This window comes from Peribacillus simplex, from assembly GCF_001542915.1.
In the GTDB taxonomy this organism is placed as follows: domain Bacteria; phylum Bacillota; class Bacilli; order Bacillales; family DSM-1321; genus Peribacillus; species Peribacillus simplex_B.
Genome location: NZ_LNNH01000028.1, coordinates 138,721 through 160,431, shown reverse-complemented (window position 1 = coordinate 160,431; position 21,711 = coordinate 138,721). Strand labels below are relative to the sequence as shown.

The following is a 21,711-nucleotide window of genomic DNA, read 5'->3' as shown; positions in this document are numbered from 1 at the left end:
ACATAAATTCAAGGAGGCTGTAATATGAAAAGAAGTGCGTTAACCACAACGAGCCGGAGCTTTAGAGAAGATACCCTCCCATTTAAGCTTTATCAAAAGGCGAAGAAATTCGGTGTATGGAATCCTCGTGACATAGATTTCAGTCAGGACCAAGAAGATTGGAAAGCATTCACGGATGTCGAAAGGGAGGTGTTACTACGGATCATATCCCTTTTTCAGGGGGGAGAAGAGGCGGTGACATTGGATTTACTGCCGCTCATAATGACGATTGCCAAAGAGGGCAGGATCGAAGAGGAAATGTATTTGACGACATTCTTGTTCGAAGAAGCGAAACATATGGAGTTTTTTCGATATACATTAGATCAAATCGGTGAAAAAGGGGATTTGACGGTTTTTCACTCAGACACGTATAAAGCGATTTTTTACGAGATATTGCCTGAAGCCATGGGAAAACTTTTAACCGACCAGTCACCTGAAGCATTGGCGGAAGCCGCCACCGTTTATAACATGTTTACGGAGGGGGTACTTGCAGAAACCGGATATTTCGGATTTTATCAGACGCTGGAAGCGAGTAAAATGATGCCTGGTTTGTTACAGGGTGTAGGTCTTTTGAAGAAGGACGAATCACGCCACATTGCCTATGGGACATTCTTGCTGCAACGCATCATCAGTGAACATCCACATATATTCAGTCAAGTGGAAAAGAGGATGGAAGAGCTTTCACCATTGGCCATCGCGTTGAATACAGAAGGATATGAACAGATAGGCAATCCATTTGGCAACGACAAACAGGCGGTGTTGAATTTCACCATGAAACAGTTGGCTGTGAGGATGGAGATATTGGCAAGGGCAAAAGGCAAGAAGATCGAGGAAATCTATCATAGCCATGAAAAGGACTATGGGGTCTTGTGATTGCTGAAATATCATCCATTCAGTCCATCCGCATCTTCCTAACAAAAAAATTAATGTTTGAGGTGAAAGAATATGGGTGTCAATAATCATTCGAATTTTTGGTTAAGATCTTCGGTTTATAGCGGTTCTGATTCACGCTCACTCATACCGGAGCTATTCAAAGGTCTTGGGGCAAAAAGAATTCTGCTGGTAAGTGATTCTGGCTTGGAACATGCAGGCGTCGTTAAGAAGGTTACCGAGGTCTTTGAGGTAACGAATTTAACTGATGGACCAGAAATAGTAGGGAAATTCCTTAACGTAACACAGGATGCAGGGAGCAGCTGTGTGAATGATGCATTGGATTATGCTCGTGAAGTCCAAGCGGATGGCATACTTGCGGTTGGCGGAGGAAGCGTCATCGATACGGCCAAAGCACTGAAATTCGGGCTGTCTAAAGGAATCGCCGAAATAAACGATGCCATACCAAGAGGTTTTCTCTATGAGGGGTTTCCAAAGGCACAGCCAATGAATATCGCTCATATATCCGTTGCGACAACAGCAGGGACAGGGTCGGAGGTTTCTCCAATCGCAGTCATATATAATGAAGATATAAAAGTTAAAATGAATATTTACAATGTTTATTTAAGTTCGGATATAGCCATTCTCGATCCAGATCTAACCGTTGGTTTGCCGCCTTATATCACTGCTTTTACTGGAGCAGATGCATTGACGCATGCGATAGAAGCGATCGCTTCACCCCAGGCGACATCCATAACGGATGCTTATGCCTTTCAGGCCATCCGAGTCATCGAAGAAAATTTACCCATTGCTGTAAAGGATGGGACGAATATTAAGGCCCGGATGGAAATGCTGCATGGTAGCTTGATGGGTATCACTGCATTTTCCAGTGCCCTGAACGCCATCCCGATCCATAATCTTGCCCATGCATATGGAGCATTATTCCGCATTCCCCATGGATTGGCCAATGCTGTTTTCCTGCCAGTCGTCATGGAGTCCATCCCTGATTTATACTTACCGAAGATCCATTTGATAGCTGAAGCTTTTCAAGTGAGATTCGATGAGGGGGATGCACAAGGCCTTTTGGCAAAGGTGATTGAAAAGCTTCGTTTCTTTTTGAATGATCTTGGTCTCCCATCTGAATTCAGTGATTCCCAGATTAGTCAAATGGATATTGAAAGTATTGTAAAAGCGGTCACCACAGATCCAGCTTCCGCAAACTTTCCGATGTCAGCCGAATTGATAAAGTCGGTGGCTTCACGTGTTGCGCCGGTTGAAATCAATTAATCGCGGACAAAAAAAGCCTGCTACATGCGGCTTTTTTTTGTTGCCTCGGGCGATTCTCGCTGTGTGGATAAACATTTGCGATGAATCAATCCCAAACATCCTGGCAAACCGGACGGAGGTCTCATCATTTTTTCGTTAAATTCGCCTTCGCCATCTTGACAAGCTCCTTGACCATTCCTCCTCCCAATCTGCCGCCAATTTTCCCATTTTCCTTCGAGGTCAGCAAGCCGTTATAATCTTTTTTCAACGGCACGCCCATTTCTTTTGCCACTTCAAACTTTGCTTCCTCAGGATCATTCGTACTGGCTACTTTGGCCTTCAAGTCATCAAGCCCTTTTCTGGCTCCAGCAATCAAGATCTTATTTCTTCTTGCCATCATCCATCCCTCCTTTTTCTTAGGCTAACCTATAGGCCGGGAAATGATGATCGAATATCGTAATATTCGTAATTTGGCAGTCATGTTAAGACTGAGAAAGCAATAAGAATATGGGAGGGGAGTTTTTAGATGATGCTGGAATGAAAAGAAAGGGCAGGAAGTTTCAGTTCATTTTAGATGGGGTACAGGGAGAAAAACAAAAAGTAAGGAGAAATGTGATGCTGCCTGCGACGAATACTTGTTTATTGACGAAAGAAGATATGACAAATCCAGATCGAGTTCCACAATGGTTATTGAAAGAATATCAAACATTCCATCAAACGGTGACTGATAAGACATTTCCTTGTTATTTCGGCATGAAGGCCGAGAATAAAGGAGAACTTCGGTATGCTTTCATTACACAAGAAGATTGGTCGAACCTCCCAAAAGCGGTGGAAAGCTTTTTGGATTTATTTCAGGAACCGCCATATATCAGGCATGGCCTGTTTGTCTTCATGGAGCCTGAAAAGGAAGAAGGCGATATCGAACGATACCGTAAGCGTTTTTGGGATATTCTGCAATACCTGCATAAAGAGGATAAAAAACCTTGGCCAATCGAGAAACCAAAAGATCCGGATCATTATTTATGGGATTATCATTTTGCCGGGGAGCCAATATTCGTCTTTGGCAATGCACCCGCTTATAAACAGCGTAAAACCCGTGATTTAGGGAATAGCCTTGTTCTTGGTTTTCAGCCGAGAATGATCTTTGAGGGGTTAGAAGGAACGGAAAAAGGCGGGATCATGTCACGTGAAAAGGTTCGTGAAAGAGTGGAGATGTGGGATAAACTCCCTAAACACCCTGATATCAGCCACTTTGGCGATGTCAACCATAATGAGTGGAAGCAATTCTTCATCGGTGATGATGTTGAACCGATAAAGGGGAAATGTCCTTTCCATCACAAGGAAATGTCTTGATCGAGAGCAAACGGCTCTCGATTTTTTTTATAACTAAAAGTGTTCGAAACATATTTCTTGCCTTATTATCATTCCGGTTCTATAATGTGAAAGTAGTAGTTGCAGTTAATTCGAGATATATGGATTAACAGTATTTTACCAACATAGAACAAATATTGGGGGAACTGAGAATGTCTAAAGTATTATTTGTTAAATCGAACGACCGTCCAGCTGAACAAGCGATAAGCGTGAAAATGTATGAAACGTTTTTGAACACATACAAGGAAGCGAACAGTAACGATGAAATAACTGAACTGGATTTATTTAAACTAAACTTGCCATATTACGGAAACACAGCAATCACTGCACTCTATAAACGCAGTCAAGGTATGGAGTTGACTGAAGAAGAAGTGAAGATTGCCGATACCGTTCAACAATACTTAAATCAATTCCTTGCTGCTGACAAAGTGGTATTTGCCTTCCCATTATGGAACGCAACCGTTCCTGCTCCGCTGATCACGTATATTTCTTATCTGGCTCAAGCAGGTACGACATTCAAATATACAGCTGAAGGTCCAGTTGGTCTTGCAGGAGGTAAAAAAGTGGCATTGCTGAATGCCCGCGGATCGGATTATGCCTTGCCGGAAATGAATGCTGGTGAAATGGCTGAGAAATACGTAACGATGAACTTAAATTTATGGGGCATTACGGACCTGGAAACGGTTATCATCCAGGGACATAATCAATACCCAGACCAAACTCAGGATATTGTTGCGAATGGATTGGCGAAAGTGGCTGACACTGCAGCGAAATTTTAATGGAATGAATGAAAAGCCGGTATGTTTTTTAGCATACTGGTTTTTCTATGCAGATTTTTCGGAAAGTCGATTATAATAAAAGGTAAGCCTATAAGCTTGAAAGGAAGTGCCGATATGGAGTCATATAAAACACGTGATGATATCAAAGAAGAAGAAAAATGGAATCTGAAAGATATTTATGACGATCAAGCAACATGGGAAAAAGATTATCAAGAAGTTCTTAAGATGACAGAAAAATTAAAAACCTATGATGGGCAAATCCGCTCCGCTCAAGATCTGTTTGAGTATTTACGCTTAAGTGAGGAGCTTGGTTACATCTATAACAAGCTCTATGTATATGCCATGCTTCATACGGATCTGGATACACGGGTTACATCATCACAAGCATTACTCGATCGTGCAGGACAGCTAGGGCAAAAAATCAGTAACGCCACCGCTTTTTTCATGCCGTTTCTTTTAAGCCTCGAGGAGCAAACCTTGAAAGGGTACATAAAAGAGGTCGAGGGTTTAACATATTTTGAAGAAGATTTACTTGATTCATATCGTTATAAAGAACATGTGTTAGCGAAGGAGCAAGAGGAGGTCCTCTCCCAAATCGGTGAAGCCTTTTCAGCACCCCAAAAAACCTTTGGCATGATCAATAATGCCGATATCAAATTTGGAGAGGTCACAAATGAAGATGGAGAAAAAGTGGAGCTCACCCGGGGGATGTATGCCAAATTAATCGAAGACGACGATCGGAAAAAAAGGAAGGAAGCGTATATCGCACATTATCAACCATATTTGCAGCTGAAAAATACGATAGCCTCCACTCTTTCCACAGCAATCAAAAACAATGTGAACCTATCCAAACTAAGGAATTATCCGTCTGCCTTGGAAAAATCCTTGTTTGGCGACCAAGTGCCCAAAGAAGTATATGATAATTTAATTATGTCCACTAAACAAAATATCGGCCCGATGCACAAATACATTCATTTAAGAAAGACACTGCTAGGCGTCGACGAATTGCGTGCCTATGATCTAAGCGTGCCATTGGTCGAAGGTGCCAAAGAGGTGATCACATACGAGGAAGGGTTCGCATTGATGGTGGAGGCATTGAAACCTCTTGGCGAAGAGTATATTTCCATCCTGAAAACTTTTAAGGAAAAAAGGTATATAGACGTCAGGGAAACGCCCGGTAAACGTTCGGGAGCCTATAATTTAGGCCTTTATGGCGTTCATCCATTCATTTTATTGAATCACCGTGATGATTTAGACAGCGTATTCACCTTAGCGCACGAATCTGGACATGGGATGCATTCCTACTATAGCTCGAAATATCAGCCGCAAATAACGGCAGGGTACTCCATTTTTGTAGCAGAGGTCGCTTCGACCGTAAATGAAATCCTGTTGATTCGTCATTTAATTAAGACTACAAAGGACGTGCAAAAGAAAAAGCATTTATTGAACCACTTCATCGATAGTTTCAAGGGAACATTTTTCACCCAAGTTATGTTCGCGGAATTTGAAAAAATCGTCCATGAAAAAGCTGAAAATGATGAACCGCTGAATGCTGAGGTGTTCAATTCGGCTTATGAAACGATTTTCCGCACCTATAATGGTGAAGAAATAATTTTTGATGAAGAAGTGAAATATGGATGGTCACGCATCCCCCATTTTTATCGTCCTTTTTATGTGTACAAATATGCGACTGGCTATGTTTCCGCTATCACGATTGCGGATAGGATCCTTTCTGGCGATCAACAAACACTTGAAACGTACTTGACCTTCTTGAAAAGCGGAAGTTCTGATTTTCCGCTAGAGCTTCTTAAAAAAACAGGCGTCGATTTAACCAAGCCCGAACCAATTGAAAATGCGATGAGGATTTTCAGTGAATTGGTCGATCAATTCACCGAGCTGACAGAAGGCTAATCTAAACCATTTCTTCCAAAAGGGCCCATGGTATGTATTAAAAAAAGATGCTATAGTAAAGCTATTGGCAAACGAAGGCCCAATCTATTGATTGGGCCTTATTTTATATGAAAGAAACATGAACCTGTGCGGAATAATGTCAAGGCAGAATCAGGGTATCATTTACATCAGCGCCGAGCCAATTGGCCAGTTTCTTTAATCAACGGCATATTTTGTGAGGAAAGTGAAAAAATGAATTCGACAGTTAATTATATAAAAGAATGGCAGCAGGCAATACAACTGGAAATCCAGCACTTGAAAAAATTCGGCAGCACCAAATACCTCGTTTTAAATGGCCATCTGCTCAATAGTGATGGTTCTTTTAGTTATTATTTTGAAACAGGGGCTTCGATAATCATCCCTGTCGGTTCCATCGTCCGGCTTGAATGGGGGGGAATCAAGCAGGATGGAAGAATTCTTTCTTCGGAAGGGAAAAGTATCATCGTCGTCTTTGAACGCTCGTTAGGCGATATGATCGGTGAAGCATTTTTATACCATGACCCGTGGGAATTGCTTGAGCAATTGGTTAACCGCTTGGATGAAATCAAGAGAAGCAAAAAGAAAAGGCTCCGGATCAAACGGTTGATGGATCCATCGATGGAGCCCAAACATCCTATAAGCGAAAAACAAAGCAGCGTCAAAGAATTATATGCACGTTCGAAGTTCAATCCTGTCACGTTTGTCTGGGGGCCGCCTGGTACTGGAAAGACCTATACATTGGCACGAACCGTTGCCAATCATTATCTCCAAGAAAAAAAAGTACTCGTCTTGTCACATAGCAACCAAGCTGTCGATGTTATGATGGCCGAGATTTCTTCCTTCATCAAAAATAAAGAGCGTTTCAAGGAAGGCGATGTTCTTAGGTATGGTTCTCAAATCGGGGAAACGCTGGCTAGTCATGGGGATATCGTTACGGGACAATTGTTAGGTAAGCATGAGCCGTTATTAGTGCAAGAAAAAGAGCAGCTATCGGAAGAGAAGCGGTTACTGAAATACGACTTGGCCGATTCATTCAGCAGAAGGGATACAGATCAATTACTCGAGTTGGAGAAGAAATTGGCAAGAGTCTTGGAAAAAATCCGGCAAAAGGAAGTCCAATTCGTTAAAGAGGCAAAAATAATTGGAACGACTTTGGCCAAGGCCGCAAATGATGAAACGATTTATCAAAAGGAATATGACCTGGTCATTTTGGATGAAGCAAGCATGGCTTATGTACCGCAAGTGGCTTTTGCGGCAGCACTATCCAAGCATATAATCATTTGCGGTGATTTCAAACAATTGCCGCCCATTGCTTCAGCACGTGATTCCCTAGTAAAGCTTTGGCTAAAGGAAGATATCTTTCATCGTTCGGGTGTCGCCCAATCAGTGGAGGAGGGGGAACTTCACCCTCATTTGTTCTTATTGAAAGAGCAGCGAAGGATGCATCCGGACATTTCGGCATTCACGAATCGGGTCGTCTATAACGACTTCGTTGGTGATCATGAAAGCGTTGCGACCAGCAGAAATAGCATCATGGTGGCAGAACCGTTCGCCAATAAAGCCTCAGCCCTTGTCGATACTAGCCTGTCAGGGGAATACTGCATGAGCGAACGTACTTCTCACTCCAGGATGAATCTTTGGCAATTGCTTTTATCGTTTCAACTGATTCATGAAGCTTTTGTCGGCGGGGCAAGGTCCATCGGATATGTTGCGCCCTATCGCGCCCAAGCGGATTTGATGGGTAAATTATTGGATGATTTGTATGCGGAAGAGAGGCAAACGGCAGATATCATCGCTGCTACTGTACATCGCTTCCAGGGCAGTGAGCGTGATATGATGATTTTTGATACAGTTGACAGTTATCCGCAAAACAGGGCTGGGATGTTGCTGACGGGCAGGGAAAGTGAAAGGCTCATTAACGTTGCGATAACAAGAACGAAAGGGAAGTTCATCCATGTATGTGATACGTCATTCATCAGCAAGCATGTTTATCGCAGCAAAACACTTCGTCAGCTTGTCGACCATCAAATCCAAAATGATCAGTTAATAACAAAGAAAGAAATTGGAACATGGATTACTCATCAGCACCCAAAATTACAATGGATGCATGCTCGGAAATTGGGGAGTTTTCTGGAGGATATTCAATCGGCCAAACGAGAGGTGATCTTGGCTGTACCGGATTTGACTAGATTGCCTTCGGAATGGCAACAACTTTTGATGAAAAGAAGTCCTGAAGTCAAATTGACGATCATATCAGCCAAAAGGAATGCTGATATCGTTTCAGATCATTTCATTTGTCTGCCCGTTTCCTTTGCTTTCTTTATCCTCGATAAACGAGTTGTCTGGCTTGGGGTCCCTGTAGAGTCCAATAATCGGATTCAACCGCCTTTTGTTTCTGCTCGTTTGGAATCAGAAATGATGGCTGAAGAATTGCTATTCCAATTTAAAAAAAGTGAATAAAGATTTGCCACCACATTTGGGGGGCTTTGTAGCAAAAGGGGTTCGGTAATTTTCATTTCCGATCCCTTTTTTTATGAATCTTCCATAAATAACCTCGCCAGAATACCTGATTAAACGGAACTTCGAAGTGAGTATTCAAGCAAAAACCTCGCCAGAATATATAATCTCCCATAACTCCAAAGTTTTCTTGAAGCTCTTAAATATTTTTGGTTAAGGGCTGCAAACTAAAATAATGAAGCAAGCTTTTTAGGCGACTTCCGACTAGTTTTGTCTTACCATGAATAGAAGAAAGTCAAGAAGTGAGGGAGAAAAATGAAACTGAGCATTTTAGATCAATCACCGATTGCATCGGGTCAGAACGCTCAAGAAGCATTACAGGCTTCATTACTACTTGCACAAGAAGCAGACAGGCTTGGTTATCATCGCATCTGGTTTACTGAACATCATGACCTGCCTGGTCTGGCCTGCTCTGTTCCAGAGGTCCTGATAAGCTACATCGGTGCTCAAACCAAGGATATCCGAATCGGATCGGGGGCATTGCTGCTTCCGCATTATAAGCCGTACCGGGTAGCGGAAACCTATAATATGCTAGCCGCCCTTTTTCCAGGGAGAATTGATTTAGGCATAGGCCGTGCTCCTGGTGGATCAGCGGAGGCAACGATGGCATTAAATGATGATTTCCTTCAGAATGTCTACAAAATGCCGGAATCAGTAAAGGAATTGTTGAATTTCATTAGAGAAGATTTTCCCGAGGATCATCTTTTTTCAAAGGTTTCGGCTGCTCCGGTTCCATGTATCCAACCGGAACCATGGATATTGGGAACAAGCGGAAAAAGCGCAATACTTGCTGCGGAGAACGGTACTGCATACGCATTTGGTGAATTCATGAGTGAAAATGATGGAATGGAGAGCTTTCGGCAATACCGGGAACGGTTCCGGATTAAAGGGGAACTCAAAGAACCAAAAACGATCGTTACGGTTGCTGCCATTTGTGCAGAAACCGAGGAGTATGCAAAGGAAATCGCTCTTAGCAACACGTTATGGCAAATTCAAATGGGTCTTGGTGAAAAGATAAAGGTTCCGAGTATGGAAGACGTAAGAAAATACGAAAAAGAAAATGGATCGTTGGAGATGAATCATAAAAAAATGATCATGGGCACACCTTCACAAGTGAAGCAGCGTCTCCTGGAAATTCTGGAAAAATATCAAGCAGATGAAATCATGCTCATGACCATTACCCACAAGTTGGAGGACAAGTTGAATTCGTACCGCTTGATTGCCAGGGAGCTTCTGGATGGTTGAACTCCGAGCATTTTGTGTGCATTTTATCTGCATTTTCTATATGATGACTTTGCGTCCAATTAATCATAATTGATAGAAAGAAGTTGAGGATATGAATGCTGATCGTCATGCAACAAAACTTAGCGACATTTCTTATTCCGTTCTGGACCTAGCTTCGATAGTTGAAGGTGGTACAGTTTCCGGAGCATTTAAAAATACAGTCGAATTGGCTAAGCATGTTGAGCAATGGAATTACAACCGTTTCTGGGTTGCCGAACACCATAGCATGCCTGGTATCGCAAGCTCGGCAACATCCGTCCTTATCGGCCATGTTGCCGGAAAGACAGAAAGGATCCGGGTCGGTTCCGGCGGAATCATGCTGCCGAATCATGCCCCACTCGTTATCGCGGAACAATTCGGTACATTGGAAGCAATGTACCCCGGCAGGATAGATTTAGGGTTGGGACGAGCTCCGGGAAGCGATCAATTCACTGCGATGGCCTTACGGGGAGCGGATCGAAATAATGGGCAGGATTTTCCTGAACAATTGGCACAACTCCGCAGCTATTTAGATGCCGATTCGAAACACAATCGAGTTCGGGCCATTCCTGGTGAAGGACAGGACATTCCGATTTGGCTGCTTGGTTCAAGTGGTTTCAGTGCAGCTTTATCCGCACAGTTGGGGCTGCCATTTTCCTTTGCAAGCCATTTTTCCCCAGAAAATACACAACCGGCTTTGGCCCGTTACCGCAATAATTTTCAACCATCGGATGTTCTCGAAAAGCCATATGTGATGGTAGGGATCAATGTGTTTGCCGCTGATACCACGGAGGAAGCAAAAAGGATCGCTACGTCTTATCAACAGCAGTTTTTGAATTTGATCCGGAATACTCCTGGACAACTGGCTCCTCCAGTTGATACGATGGAAGGCAAGTGGACTGAATATGAAAAAGCAATTGTCATGAAACAGCTAAATGCCTCCATCATAGGGAATCCGGAAGAAGTGAAAGAACAGCTGCAAAACTTTTTAGATGAAACACAGGCGGATGAAATGATCATTAACTCCGCCATTTATGATCAGGCTGCACGTCTTCGTTCCTATGAAATCATTGCAGAAGTTACTGGAATGAAATAAGTGCGATTGTGTAATGAGCTTGCAGATTATCTTTCTGCAAGCTTTTTTATCAAGTACATAACGAGTGAACCCATAAACATAAGGCAGGAGAGAAGAATGAACCGCGACTTATCCCTTATATTTCATTTTACCGATAAACAAGGAGACAGCAGGCCGTTATCTTTTACGAATCCGCTAAAAGTCTATATCGCCCATACCCTCGAGGAGGTCCTTCCTCAGTTTCAAAAAGTCCAGGAAGCGATCGAGCAGGGTCATTATGCAGCAGGATATGTTTCCTATGAAGCAGCGCCAGCTTTCGAAAGCTCCTTACAAGTAAAAGATGGCGGCACCATGCCGCTGCTTTGGTTCGGGATTTTTGAGAAACCGGGGAGATTACCGGAAGTATCATCCGGAGCTTTCCAGTTGGCTGATTGGAAATCAGAAACGGATGCCCATTCCTATCATACCGGCTTTGAAAAGATAAAATCCGAAATTGAACGCGGCAATACGTATCAGGTGAATTATACAATGCGACTACAATCCCTATTCGAAGGCGACGACCTCGCTTTCTTCGATCGCTTAAAGAGAGCACAACAATCGAATTATAGTGCATATTTGAATGTAGGGACGCATCGGATCCTATCTGCCTCCCCAGAGTTATTTTTTCGATGGCAGGATGGACAACTCGTTACCCGTCCAATGAAAGGGACGGTAAAGCGGGGAATGACACTGAAAATGGATCAGGATAACGCCGCCTGGTTAGCAGCTTCAGAAAAGAATCAAGCAGAGAACTATATGATTGTTGACCTGCTCAGGAATGATCTTGGAATGATTGCGGAGCAAGGAAGCGTAAAGGTCCCACAGCTTAAGGAAATTGAAAAATATCCAACGGTTTGGCAGATGACCTCCACCATCACTGCCAATACGAAACCAGGCACCACCATCATTGATATATTCAAGGCGCTCTTCCCATGCGGATCGATAACAGGGGCACCTAAAATCAAGACGATGGAAATCATCTCTGAAATCGAGAACTCACCGCGCGGGGTATATTGTGGTGCGATTGGGTACATCACACCTGATTCAGAAGCCGTATTCAATGTGCCGATCCGAACGGTCGTCATTGACGCGGAAACAAATCAAGCCGAATATGGAGTGGGTGGGGGAATCACTTGGGATTCCGAATTAACCGAAGAATATGACGAAGCTTTTTTAAAGGCTAAATTATTATCGGTGGAACGGCCCGCCTATAAGGTATTGGAATCGATGAAGCTCGATGATGCCGGGTACCATCTGTTGGAAGAGCATATCGAGCGGATGAAACGGTCTGCGGTTTATTTTGGCTTTCCGTTTCCCGAATGGAAGCTAAGGAATGAGCTCGACAAGCATGCCAGGTCGAATATGGGCCGGTTGCAAAAAGTAAGAATCCTCCTTGATGAAAAAGGGATTCTTGAAGTTTCCGGTCAAGCAATCAACTCTTTTGATGAAAATATCCCCTTAAAAGTCATCTTGGCGGAAAGCCCGATATCAAGCGGAAATCCATTTCTTTTCCATAAAACGACCAATCGGGGAGTATATGAAAAATTTCAAGCTAATCACCCTGACTTCTTTGATGTCCTGCTATGGAATGAAGAAGGCTTCATTACGGAATTCACGAACGGAAACGTAGTGGTGAAGATGGAGGGTGACCTCTTTACCCCTCCAATCGAAGCTGGGCTCCTTGCAGGTACGTTTCGTCAGGATTTAATCAAGGGAAACGTAATCAAGGAAAGGCAGATTTCAAAGGATGATCTGACCTTGGCTGAAGGAATATGGTTTACGAATAGCGTGAGAGGGATGGTAAAAGTCCACTTAACCTTTTGAAAAGAAATGGATGTGTAGCAGAATTATACTGGGAGGGACTGCTTTGGAGAAGAAAACAATCGCAGGTTTATCGATTTTTGAGTGGCAGGAAAAGCATCGATTACTAAATAAATTGGTAAATATGGATGAGATGTTCTGGTTGAATCCGGATTACGGGACTGAATTGGATGATACGATCGTCCTGGCCGACCAGGTTAAATCGGCAGAAGACAGATTGGAGAGGTTCGCTGATTATATTGTCGAGGCATTTCCTGAAACAGGGCCGATGCATGGAATAATAGAATCGCCACTAGTCGAGGTTCCGTCCATGCAAGAAAACATGGAAAAGTCCTATAAGGTTGTAATTCCAGGGAAGATTTTGCTTAAATGCGATAGTCATTTGCCGATATCCGGATCTATCAAGGCGCGTGGAGGCATCTATGAAGTTTTGAAGCGTGCTGAGGAGATTGCCATGAAGCATGGCGGGTTAAAGCAAACGGATGATTATGGAATCCTTGCAAGCGAAGCATACAAGGAGTTATTTTCAAATTACTCGATTGCAGTCGGTTCTACTGGGAATTTAGGCATGAGCATAGGCATTATTAGCGCCAAGCTGGGCTTTCGGGTAACCGTACATATGTCAGGAGATGCGAAGCAGTGGAAAAAGGATAAATTAACAAGTCTTGGTGTCATTGTAAAGGAATACGATGATGACTATAGTAAGGCTGTTGAAGAAGGAAGGCTGGAAGCCTCACTTGATCCCCATTGCCATTTTATTGATGATGAAGATTCGATTGACTTGTTTCTCGGTTACGCCACGGCTGCAGGGCGCCTGAAAAACCAATTGGAGGATCGCTCCATCCTTGTTGATGCAGACCACCCCTTGTTTGTATACCTGCCATGCGGAGTCGGTGGCGGTCCAGGGGGAATCACATATGGCCTGAAACTTGCTTTTGGTGAGCATGTCCATTGTTTTTTTGCAGAGCCGACACATTCGCCATGCATGACACTGGGATTGATGACAGGGCTTCATGACAAGGTATCGGTACAGGAATTTGGAATCGATAATAAAACGGAAGCGGACGGACTCGCAGTCGGAAGGCCATCTGGTTTAGTTTCCAGGTTGATGACTTCCATCCTAAGCGGCAGTTATACCATAGAGGATCAGCGATTATTTGAGTTACTGCGAATGATGGCTGAGGCCGAAGGGCATTATTTGGAACCATCCGCCCTTGCAGGGGCCTATGGACCGATACACCTTCTGTCGCATCAAACAGGCCGGGAATATCTAGAAAATCACAAACTTTTGGAGAAAATGAACAAAGCAACACATATCATCTGGGCGACTGGCGGAAGCATGGTGCCGAAAGACATGATGGAACAATATTTAGCTAAAAGTTAAGCGGAAAAGAAGTTCACATCGTGAACTTCTTTTCTTTTGTTAATTATAAACCCCAAGATTTCAATAGAAGGTGAATCGACTGTTCCAATTCAGCTTCAGGGATGCCTGCAAAGCCCAATATGATTGTCGGGGTATGGTGTTCATCCTTCTTTTCTATCGAATAGGCGGAAAGTCCATAAATTTTAATTTGCTTTTCAGCTGCCTTCTGAATGAGTGTTTGTTCGTCCATGCCGTTTTTCACGAGTAGCACGATATGCAGCCCTGAGCGTTCACCAGTGATGGATAGGTCTTTATGTGGTTTAAGCAATTCAATCACTTTATCCAGCTTGCGGCGGTACACTTTCCTCATCCTGTTTAAATGCTTTTCGAAATCCCCCTCCTTCATGAACTGTGTCAGCACATGCTGGTCAATTCTTGAAACGGTTGAATGATAAAAGGATAATTCCTGCTGGTGCTTTTTTAGTAATGGAATTGGCAGAACCATATAACTGATCCGGATGGAGGGCATCAATGATTTTGAAAAAGAGCCCAAGTAAATCACTTTTTCGCCTGCATCCATACTTTGTAAAGAAGGAATCGTTTTACCACTATAACGAAACTCACTATCATAATCATCCTCGATAATATAGCGGTCTTCTCCTCCTTGCGCCCAATTTAATAAACGAGTACGTCTGTTGACGGAAAGGATTGTCCCATAGGGAAAGTGATGCGAAGGGGTGACATACACAACATCGATGCTGGAATCCTCAATCGGGTTGACCTTTACCCCTTCTTCATCAATCTCTAAGGGATGCACCTCATTTGGATAGCTGCGTAAAATGCGATGGATTAAGTGATAACCTGGATCTTCCACACCGTAAATGGTATTTTTGGCGAAAAGCAGGACGAGCTGCTGCAATAAAATTTCCATGCCGGCACCGATGATGATTTGTTCAGGAACACATTGAACTCCCCGGGCATGATACAAATAATGAGCTATTTCACAACGTAATTCATATTCCCCTTGAGGATCGCCCAGTAGCAAAAGCTCTTGACGTGACACATCTATTTTATTTTTCATGAATTTGCGCCATTTCTCAAAAGGAAAGTTTTCCGTATCAATTTGACTTGGGTGAAAATGATACTGCACTTCCCCTTCTTTGACTGTAAATGGTTCCAGCGCAACATGCTTAGTCTGAGTATACTCTAAATCCTCGAATGTTTGAATATAGTATCCCTTTCTCGGGATGACTTCCACGTATCCCTCAGCAGTCAGCTGCTCATAAGCAGTCTCCACTGTATTTTGACTAATCTGGAGGAATTCTGCTAATTTCCGCTTGGAAGGCAATTTTGCACCAAAAGGTAGCCGTCCCTCGATTATTTCTTTTTTAATATGTGAATATAATTGTTCATACAATGGTACGTCACTAAATCGCTTTAAATCACACGTTAGCATGTTCATTTTGTTCCCGCCTTATATATTTGAAATCGCTGAACCCATTAAAATATTTAAAACTGACACTTTCAATGCGGTCAACTATTTTTTATACTAAATAACAAATCTAAAAAATGCAAATATTAGGAGGAATCAAAATGGAAAAATTATTAGGAACAGAAACAGTTAAAAGAGGAATGGCACAAATGCAAAAGGGTGGCGTAATCATGGACGTCATCAACGCGGAACAAGCAAAAATCGCTGAAGCATCGGGTGCCGTGGCCGTTATGGCATTGGAACGCGTACCTTCCGATATTCGGGCAGCTGGTGGAGTTGCAAGAATGGCGGATCCAAGAATTGTCGAGGAAGTAATGAATGCCGTTTCCATCCCGGTCATGGCCAAGGCTAGGATTGGTCATATTGTCGAATCAAGGGTCTTGGAATCCATGGGAGTGGATTATATCGATGAGAGTGAAGTGCTTACTCCTGCTGATGAAGAATACCACATTTTAAAAAGTGACTTCACAGTACCTTTCGTTTGTGGCTGCCGTGATTTAGGCGAAGCTGCCCGTCGGATCGGCGAAGGAGCATCGATGCTTCGTACAAAAGGAGAGCCAGGTACTGGCAATATCGTGGAAGCCGTGCGCCATATGAGAAAGGTCCAGTCCCAAATCCGTAAGGTGAGCATCATGAGTGACGATGAATTAATGACGGAAGCAAAAAATATAGGTGCCCCGTTTGAAATTTTAAGAGAAATCAAACGGACAGGTAAATTGCCTGTAGTTAATTTTGCAGCTGGAGGAATCGCCACACCAGCAGATGCTGCATTGATGATGGAATTAGGAGCAGATGGCGTATTCGTAGGTTCCGGCATTTTCAAATCAGAGACTCCTGAAAAATTCGCATCGGCAATCGTTCAAGCTACTACATATTTCACTGATTACGAATTAATAGGCCGCTTATCAAAAGAGTTAGGCAGTGCAATGAAAGGAATCGACATTTCTAAACTGGCTCCGGCAGAACGTATGCAGGAACGTGGTTGGTAAAATGATAACGATCGGGGTTTTAGGATTACAGGGAGCAGTTGAAGAACACTTGAACCAAATCGATTCAGCCGGTGCGCAAGCAATAATCGTCAAAAAACCGTCACAGTTAAACGAAATCGATGGCTTGATCATACCTGGCGGGGAAAGCACGACGATGAGGAAGCTTATGGATCGCTATGGCTTTCTGGAACCGATCAAAACTTTCTTTGAACAAAAGAAACCAATCTTCGGCACTTGTGCGGGAATGGTTTTGGCAGCCAATAGGTTGTCTGGTGATGAAAAGCCTTATCTTGAATTGATGGATATTTCCGTGAAGAGAAACGGGTTTGGACGTCAACGTGATAGTTTCGAGGCGGACCTAGCAATCAATGGAATGGAAGAACCATTCAAAGCCGTTTTCATCCGTGCGCCATATGCTGATGGAGTTGGGGCAGATGTAGAGATTTTGGCTGAATATGATCAAAAAGTGGTGGCAGCAAGACAGGAACAGGTCCTTGTCAGTGCTTTTCATCCCGAATTAACGGGTGATAATCGTTATATGCAAATTTTCATTAATATGGTAAAAGAATCCCTGAAGGAAGCGGAACTGAAAACCTGCTAAAAAGCAAAGGGGAGCTCAGACTGTAGACAAACTCATTTTCATAGAGAGTTTGTCTACAGTTTTTTTTATGACTATGGAAAAAAGCAGCGGTAATAAATATCATGGCATGACTTTTCCCCCAATTTTGGTGGATTGTCGATTTTCACTTCAGGCACTTGCTGCCCTCGTCATCCATGTTGTCTCACTTGGACGAGCGTTGTTATGCGGGAGTCCTTTAATAGATAGATGGATATTCTTTTGGTGTGGGGGACCATGAAGAAGCTGCAGACCTGTTTTGATAGAAAGAGGGAAAGAACGACAATTAGCCAAGGGTTAGGATTTGACTTCCATTTTTCAGACTATTACGATAAAAATGCGAGCAGAAAAAACCATGATGGGTAATGCTGATTTGAAATCATATAATAGGAGGAAATGTACATGAGCGAAATTGTCATATTATCAGGTAGTCCTGCGATTCCATCCAGAACGGACATTTCACTGAAACATATTCAGTCATTAGTTGAGAAGGAAGGTTATACCACAGCGTATTATTCAATTACCGACTTTTCAGCAGATGATTTATTCCAAGGCAAATATAATAGTGAGGACATTTCAAAGCTTGCGGAAAAGATTTCAAAAGCTAGGGGGATCATCATTGGATCACCTGTTTATAAGGCCTCCTACACAGGGGTATTGAAGGCATTGATTGATTTGTTGCCGGAAAGCGCATTTAAGGGAAAGCCAGTGCTTCCGATCATGATTGGCGGAAGTCACAGGCATCTATTGGCAATAGATTACGCACTTAAGCCGTTAATTTCCATTTTGAAAGGCGAGCCATTGCAGGGCATTTATTTCGTCGATAAGGAAATAGATAAAACGGCTCCAGAAAGCCCGATTCAAGATTTGAACTTGGTTGATCGCGTTCAGGGCCAGGTTCAAGAATTTGTAGAAGCGATTCAATTAAGAAATGAGTGATTTGTTTCCGTTTTTGCGAATTGATTTTAATCGTGGATAGCAAAAATTATGAACATGGACCCGTTTTCCGGAGGGACTCTAAAAAATGGGTCCATTTTCATATTCATGAACATAAATATAACAAGAGAGTAGTGTGTATAATAATGACAATTCAACCATTTAATTAATCCAAGTTGTTTTATAAGAAAACTCCATTGACATGGATTGAATATATGTTAATATTTAAAATAATAAAACTTATCCAGAGCGACGGAGGGAATTGGCCCTTTGAAGTCCAGCAACCTGCATGATGTATGCAAGGTGCTACATCCAACAAAATGGTTTACCATTTTGGAAGATAAGGTAACGATTATTTACCTTGAAATCTTTCCATGATGGAAAGATTTTTATTTTTTCAAAAAACTTATAATAAACCATAACAATGTAAGGCTGTGTGGAATTATATAAATTTAAGAAAATAACAATTCGTCGATTTTCTTAGGGGGGAACTATTTTGGATAAAGAGAATCAGCTTGAGGAAATATTTGAACGGCTCCAAGAAATGCTTCATTCAATGAAATACGGATCCATCACACTTATTGTCCAAGATGGTAAAATCATTCAAATGGAAAGAAATGAAAAGCTGAGAATTAAATAAGCAGCTGCTGACTAGAGAAACTAGAGGCGTGTTTAACTGATATAAAGAGAGTATTGGTTAGATTCGTCTCTTTTTCCTAGAATCACTTAAACTTGAACAAATTACTGTGGGCTCCGATTACCTGTTACTCTGGCCAATGATTCGCAAGAAAGTTTTAGAGGGGGCTATAAAGTTGGCTGCATTAATTAATTATGAAAATTTCAATCCCGATTTTTTACCGGTCTTTTCTGAAGGTAGTGAGACTAAAGGGGCTTTAGAAGTACTGCAATGGGCTAATGAGGAATACGGGAATAAGCTCATTTATGCTTGCAGCTTTGGGATAGAAGGCATTGTGCTTACAGATTTACTGGCAAAGGTCAATCCTTCGGCCAAAATCGTTTTCCTCGATACAGATGTCCATTTTGAAGAAACGTACCAATTGATCGATCAAGTGAAAAAAAGATATCCGAATCTTTTAATCGAGATGAAGAAACCTGCTTTGACGCTTGAGGAACAAGCTGCGGAATATGGAGATGAACTATGGCTTAACGACTCTAACAAGTGTTGCCATATCCGTAAAATCACTCCGCTTACCGATGTGCTTTCAACGGCAACGGCTTGGCTGTCCGGACTGCGGCGCGAGCAATCCGAAACAAGGGCTATGACCGAGTATATCAACAAGGATAATAAGTTTCAGTCGATAAAAATATGTCCACTGATTCATTGGACATGGAAGGACGTTTGGCGGTACGCACACAAAAATGGACTGCCGTATAATATCCTGCATGATAACGGGTATCCGAGTATCGGATGCAAAACATGCACAACACCGGCCATAAATGCGGATGATTTACGTTCAGGCCGCTGGCAAGGCGCTCAAAAAACGGAATGCGGCTTGCATTTATCCTAAATAAATAGAAACCATAGGGGGAAATTAGCATGACAATCAGTCTGCCTCACGGAGGAACATTAATTGATCTTTGGGAACCAACATATGATATTAGTAAAATAACAAACTCGATCGAAATTGATGCCATCGCATTAAGCGATCTTGAGTTGATCGGTACGGGTGCATACAGCCCGATAAAAGGATTCTTTTCGAAAAGAGATTATGATGCTGTTGTCAAGACGATGAGGCTAAGCAGCGGCCACGTTTGGAGCATTCCGATTACACTGCCCTTAACTGAAGCGGCGGCAAAGACCCTTACTATCGGCGAGGAAGTCAAGCTGACTCATGAGGGGGAAACATATGGAGTCCTTACCGTTTCCGATATCTTCACTCCGGATAAAAAATTGGAAGCAACATGGGTCTATCAAACGGATGACGAGCAGCATCCAGGTGTGAAAAATTTATATGACCGCGGAAACGTATATGCCGGCGGAGAAATAAAATTGGTCAAAAGAATCGAGCGTACCCAATTCCATGCCCATTATTTGGACCCTGTCGAGACAAGGGCAGATTTTGCAGCGAAGGGCTGGAAAACGGTTGTCGGATTCCAGACAAGGAACCCTGTTCATCGTGCACATGAATACATCCAAAAGACAGCTCTGGAGATCGTTGACGGTTTATTCCTGAATCCGCTAGTAGGTGCCACCAAATCCGATGACATTCCGGCAGATGTGAGGATGGAAAGCTATAAGGTGCTGCTTGAAAAGTACTATCCTGAGGATCGAGTCTCGCTTGCCGTTTTCCCTGCTGCGATGCGATATGCAGGGCCGAGGGAAGCCATTTTCCATGCGATGGTCCGTAAAAACTATGGCTGCACTCATTTTATTGTCGGGCGTGATCATGCGGGGGTTGGCGATTATTATGGCACATATGATGCGCAAAAAATCTTCGGTAATTTTAATGCGGATGAGCTAGGCATCACACTGTTATTCTTTGAACATAGTTTTTATTGCAAAGCCTGCGGCAATATGGCATCGGCAAAAACTTGCCCGCATCGCAAGGAAGACCATGTGATCCTTTCCGGAACGAAGGTAAGGGAGATGCTGCGTAACGGTGAAATTCCTCCGGCCACCTTTAGCCGTAAGGAAGTCATTGAGGTGTTGATCGAAGGTCTAAAGAAGAATGAAGTTTATAACTAAGTAGTGAATTTGAAGGTTTGAAGGAAGAGGGGGAGCACAATGAATAAAAACACAAATGTAACATGGCATGAATCGTCACTGACCAAGGATTTGCGCCGGAAGCAGAACGGGCATGAAAGCACAGTCCTATGGTTCACGGGGCTTTCGGGATCAGGGAAATCAACCATTGCAAACGCAGTCGCCAAGGAGCTTTATAATCGGGATATTCGAAGTTATGTGTTGGATGGCGATAATATCCGTCATGGGTTAAATAAAGATTTAGGGTTCTCCGAAGAGGATCGGACGGAGAATATCAGGCGGATCGGCGAAGTATCCAAGCTTTTTGTGGATAGCGGGCAGTTCGTATTGACCGCCTTCATATCACCTTTTCGGGCGGACCGGCAGATAGTCCGCGATTTACTCGAAGAAGGGGAGTTTATTGAAGTATACATAAAGTGTCCCATCGAAGAATGCGAAGTGCGTGATCCGAAAGGCCTTTACGACAAGGCGCGTAAGGGAATCATCAAAGACTTTACCGGAATCGACTCCCCATACGAGGAGCCAGTACAGCCGGAAATCATCTTGGAATCCAACCAGTACAGTGTAGAAGAGTGCGTTGAACAAGTAATCGGCTTTTTGACAGCAAAGAGAGCGATTTAA

At 42.9% G+C, this 21,711-nt stretch carries 19 protein-coding genes and 1 riboswitch; of the genes, 17 read left to right on the top strand and 2 right to left on the bottom strand.

Annotation, left to right across the window (positions count from 1 at the left end; genetic code table 11):
- Positions 1-24: 24 nt before the first annotated feature.
- Both AS888_RS14940 and AS888_RS14935 read left to right on the top strand, forming a co-directional pair.
- Positions 25-912, top strand: a complete 888-nt coding sequence (locus AS888_RS14940; RefSeq protein WP_061142939.1) for a R2-like ligand-binding oxidase — start codon at positions 25-27, stop codon at positions 910-912.
- A gap of 72 nt (positions 913-984) precedes the next feature.
- Positions 985-2,196, top strand: a complete 1,212-nt coding sequence (locus tag AS888_RS14935) for an iron-containing alcohol dehydrogenase (RefSeq protein ID WP_061142938.1) — start codon at positions 985-987, stop codon at positions 2,194-2,196.
- Positions 2,197-2,320: 124 nt separating this feature from the next.
- Here AS888_RS14935 and AS888_RS14930 read toward each other — a convergent pair whose 3' ends face one another.
- Positions 2,321-2,572 carry a small, acid-soluble spore protein, alpha/beta type gene (locus AS888_RS14930; protein WP_061142937.1) on the bottom strand — a complete coding sequence of 84 codons (252 nt, stop codon included), beginning with the start codon at positions 2,570-2,572 and terminating at the stop codon, positions 2,321-2,323.
- A 218-nt stretch (positions 2,573-2,790) separates the two neighbouring features.
- Between AS888_RS14930 and AS888_RS14925 the strand changes: the two genes are divergently transcribed.
- From AS888_RS14925 to AS888_RS14890, 8 genes are all read left to right on the top strand, one after another.
- A complete protein-coding gene (locus AS888_RS14925; RefSeq protein ID WP_061143015.1) occupies positions 2,791-3,528 on the top strand; it encodes a YqcI/YcgG family protein in 738 nt (245 codons plus the stop codon).
- Between the two features lie 170 nt (positions 3,529-3,698).
- Entirely contained in the window at positions 3,699-4,325 is a 627-nt protein-coding gene (locus AS888_RS14920; RefSeq protein WP_081092463.1) for an FMN-dependent NADH-azoreductase, read from the top strand.
- 114 nt (positions 4,326-4,439) lie between these two features.
- Positions 4,440-6,236, top strand: coding sequence for an oligoendopeptidase F (gene pepF, locus AS888_RS14915; RefSeq protein ID WP_061142935.1), 1,797 nt, complete (start codon positions 4,440-4,442; stop codon positions 6,234-6,236).
- Between the two features lie 231 nt (positions 6,237-6,467).
- A complete protein-coding gene (locus AS888_RS14910) occupies positions 6,468-8,714 on the top strand; it encodes an AAA domain-containing protein (protein ID WP_061143014.1) in 2,247 nt (748 codons plus the stop codon).
- Between the two features lie 312 nt (positions 8,715-9,026).
- A complete protein-coding gene (locus AS888_RS14905; protein WP_061142934.1) occupies positions 9,027-10,016 on the top strand; it encodes an LLM class flavin-dependent oxidoreductase in 990 nt (329 codons plus the stop codon).
- Between the two features lie 91 nt (positions 10,017-10,107).
- The gene (locus AS888_RS14900) at positions 10,108-11,130 is read left to right on the top strand and encodes an LLM class flavin-dependent oxidoreductase (protein ID WP_061142933.1); all 1,023 of its coding nucleotides are present in this window, start codon (positions 10,108-10,110) and stop codon (positions 11,128-11,130) included.
- A gap of 96 nt (positions 11,131-11,226) precedes the next feature.
- Positions 11,227-12,972 (top strand): aminodeoxychorismate synthase component I, encoded by a 1,746-nt coding sequence (gene pabB, locus AS888_RS14895; RefSeq protein ID WP_061142932.1) that lies wholly within the window; start codon positions 11,227-11,229, stop codon positions 12,970-12,972.
- 43 nt (positions 12,973-13,015) lie between these two features.
- A complete protein-coding gene (locus AS888_RS14890) occupies positions 13,016-14,353 on the top strand; it encodes a D-serine ammonia-lyase (protein WP_260320223.1) in 1,338 nt (445 codons plus the stop codon).
- Positions 14,354-14,396: 43 nt separating this feature from the next.
- Here AS888_RS14890 and pdxR read toward each other — a convergent pair whose 3' ends face one another.
- Positions 14,397-15,794, bottom strand: a complete 1,398-nt coding sequence (gene pdxR, locus AS888_RS14885) for a MocR-like pyridoxine biosynthesis transcription factor PdxR (protein WP_061142930.1) — start codon at positions 15,792-15,794, stop codon at positions 14,397-14,399.
- 131 nt (positions 15,795-15,925) lie between these two features.
- Here pdxR and pdxS point away from each other — a divergent pair, with 131 nt between their 5' ends.
- The 7 genes from pdxS to cysC all read left to right on the top strand — a co-directional run bounded on the left by pdxS (position 15,926) and on the right by cysC (position 21,711).
- Positions 15,926-16,813: a pyridoxal 5'-phosphate synthase lyase subunit PdxS gene (gene pdxS, locus AS888_RS14880; protein WP_061142929.1), complete on the top strand. Its 888-nt coding sequence runs from the start codon at positions 15,926-15,928 to the stop codon at positions 16,811-16,813.
- A gap of 1 nt (position 16,814) precedes the next feature.
- A complete protein-coding gene (pdxT, locus tag AS888_RS14875; RefSeq protein ID WP_061142928.1) occupies positions 16,815-17,414 on the top strand; it encodes a pyridoxal 5'-phosphate synthase glutaminase subunit PdxT in 600 nt (199 codons plus the stop codon).
- A 417-nt stretch (positions 17,415-17,831) separates the two neighbouring features.
- Positions 17,832-18,368, top strand: coding sequence for an NADPH-dependent FMN reductase (gene ssuE, locus AS888_RS14870; RefSeq protein WP_061142927.1), 537 nt, complete (start codon positions 17,832-17,834; stop codon positions 18,366-18,368).
- 234 nt (positions 18,369-18,602) lie between these two features.
- Positions 18,603-18,712: riboswitch (SAM riboswitch) on the top strand.
- A gap of 149 nt (positions 18,713-18,861) precedes the next feature.
- On the top strand, positions 18,862-19,005 hold the full coding sequence (locus AS888_RS25135; RefSeq protein ID WP_081092462.1) for a YezD family protein: 144 nt from the start codon (positions 18,862-18,864) through the stop codon (positions 19,003-19,005).
- 184 nt (positions 19,006-19,189) lie between these two features.
- Positions 19,190-19,894: a phosphoadenylyl-sulfate reductase gene (locus AS888_RS14865; protein ID WP_061143013.1), complete on the top strand. Its 705-nt coding sequence runs from the start codon at positions 19,190-19,192 to the stop codon at positions 19,892-19,894.
- A gap of 29 nt (positions 19,895-19,923) precedes the next feature.
- The gene (gene sat, locus AS888_RS14860) at positions 19,924-21,072 is read left to right on the top strand and encodes a sulfate adenylyltransferase (protein ID WP_061142926.1); all 1,149 of its coding nucleotides are present in this window, start codon (positions 19,924-19,926) and stop codon (positions 21,070-21,072) included.
- Positions 21,073-21,111: 39 nt separating this feature from the next.
- Positions 21,112-21,711 (top strand): adenylyl-sulfate kinase, encoded by a 600-nt coding sequence (gene cysC / locus AS888_RS14855; RefSeq protein WP_061142925.1) that lies wholly within the window; start codon positions 21,112-21,114, stop codon positions 21,709-21,711.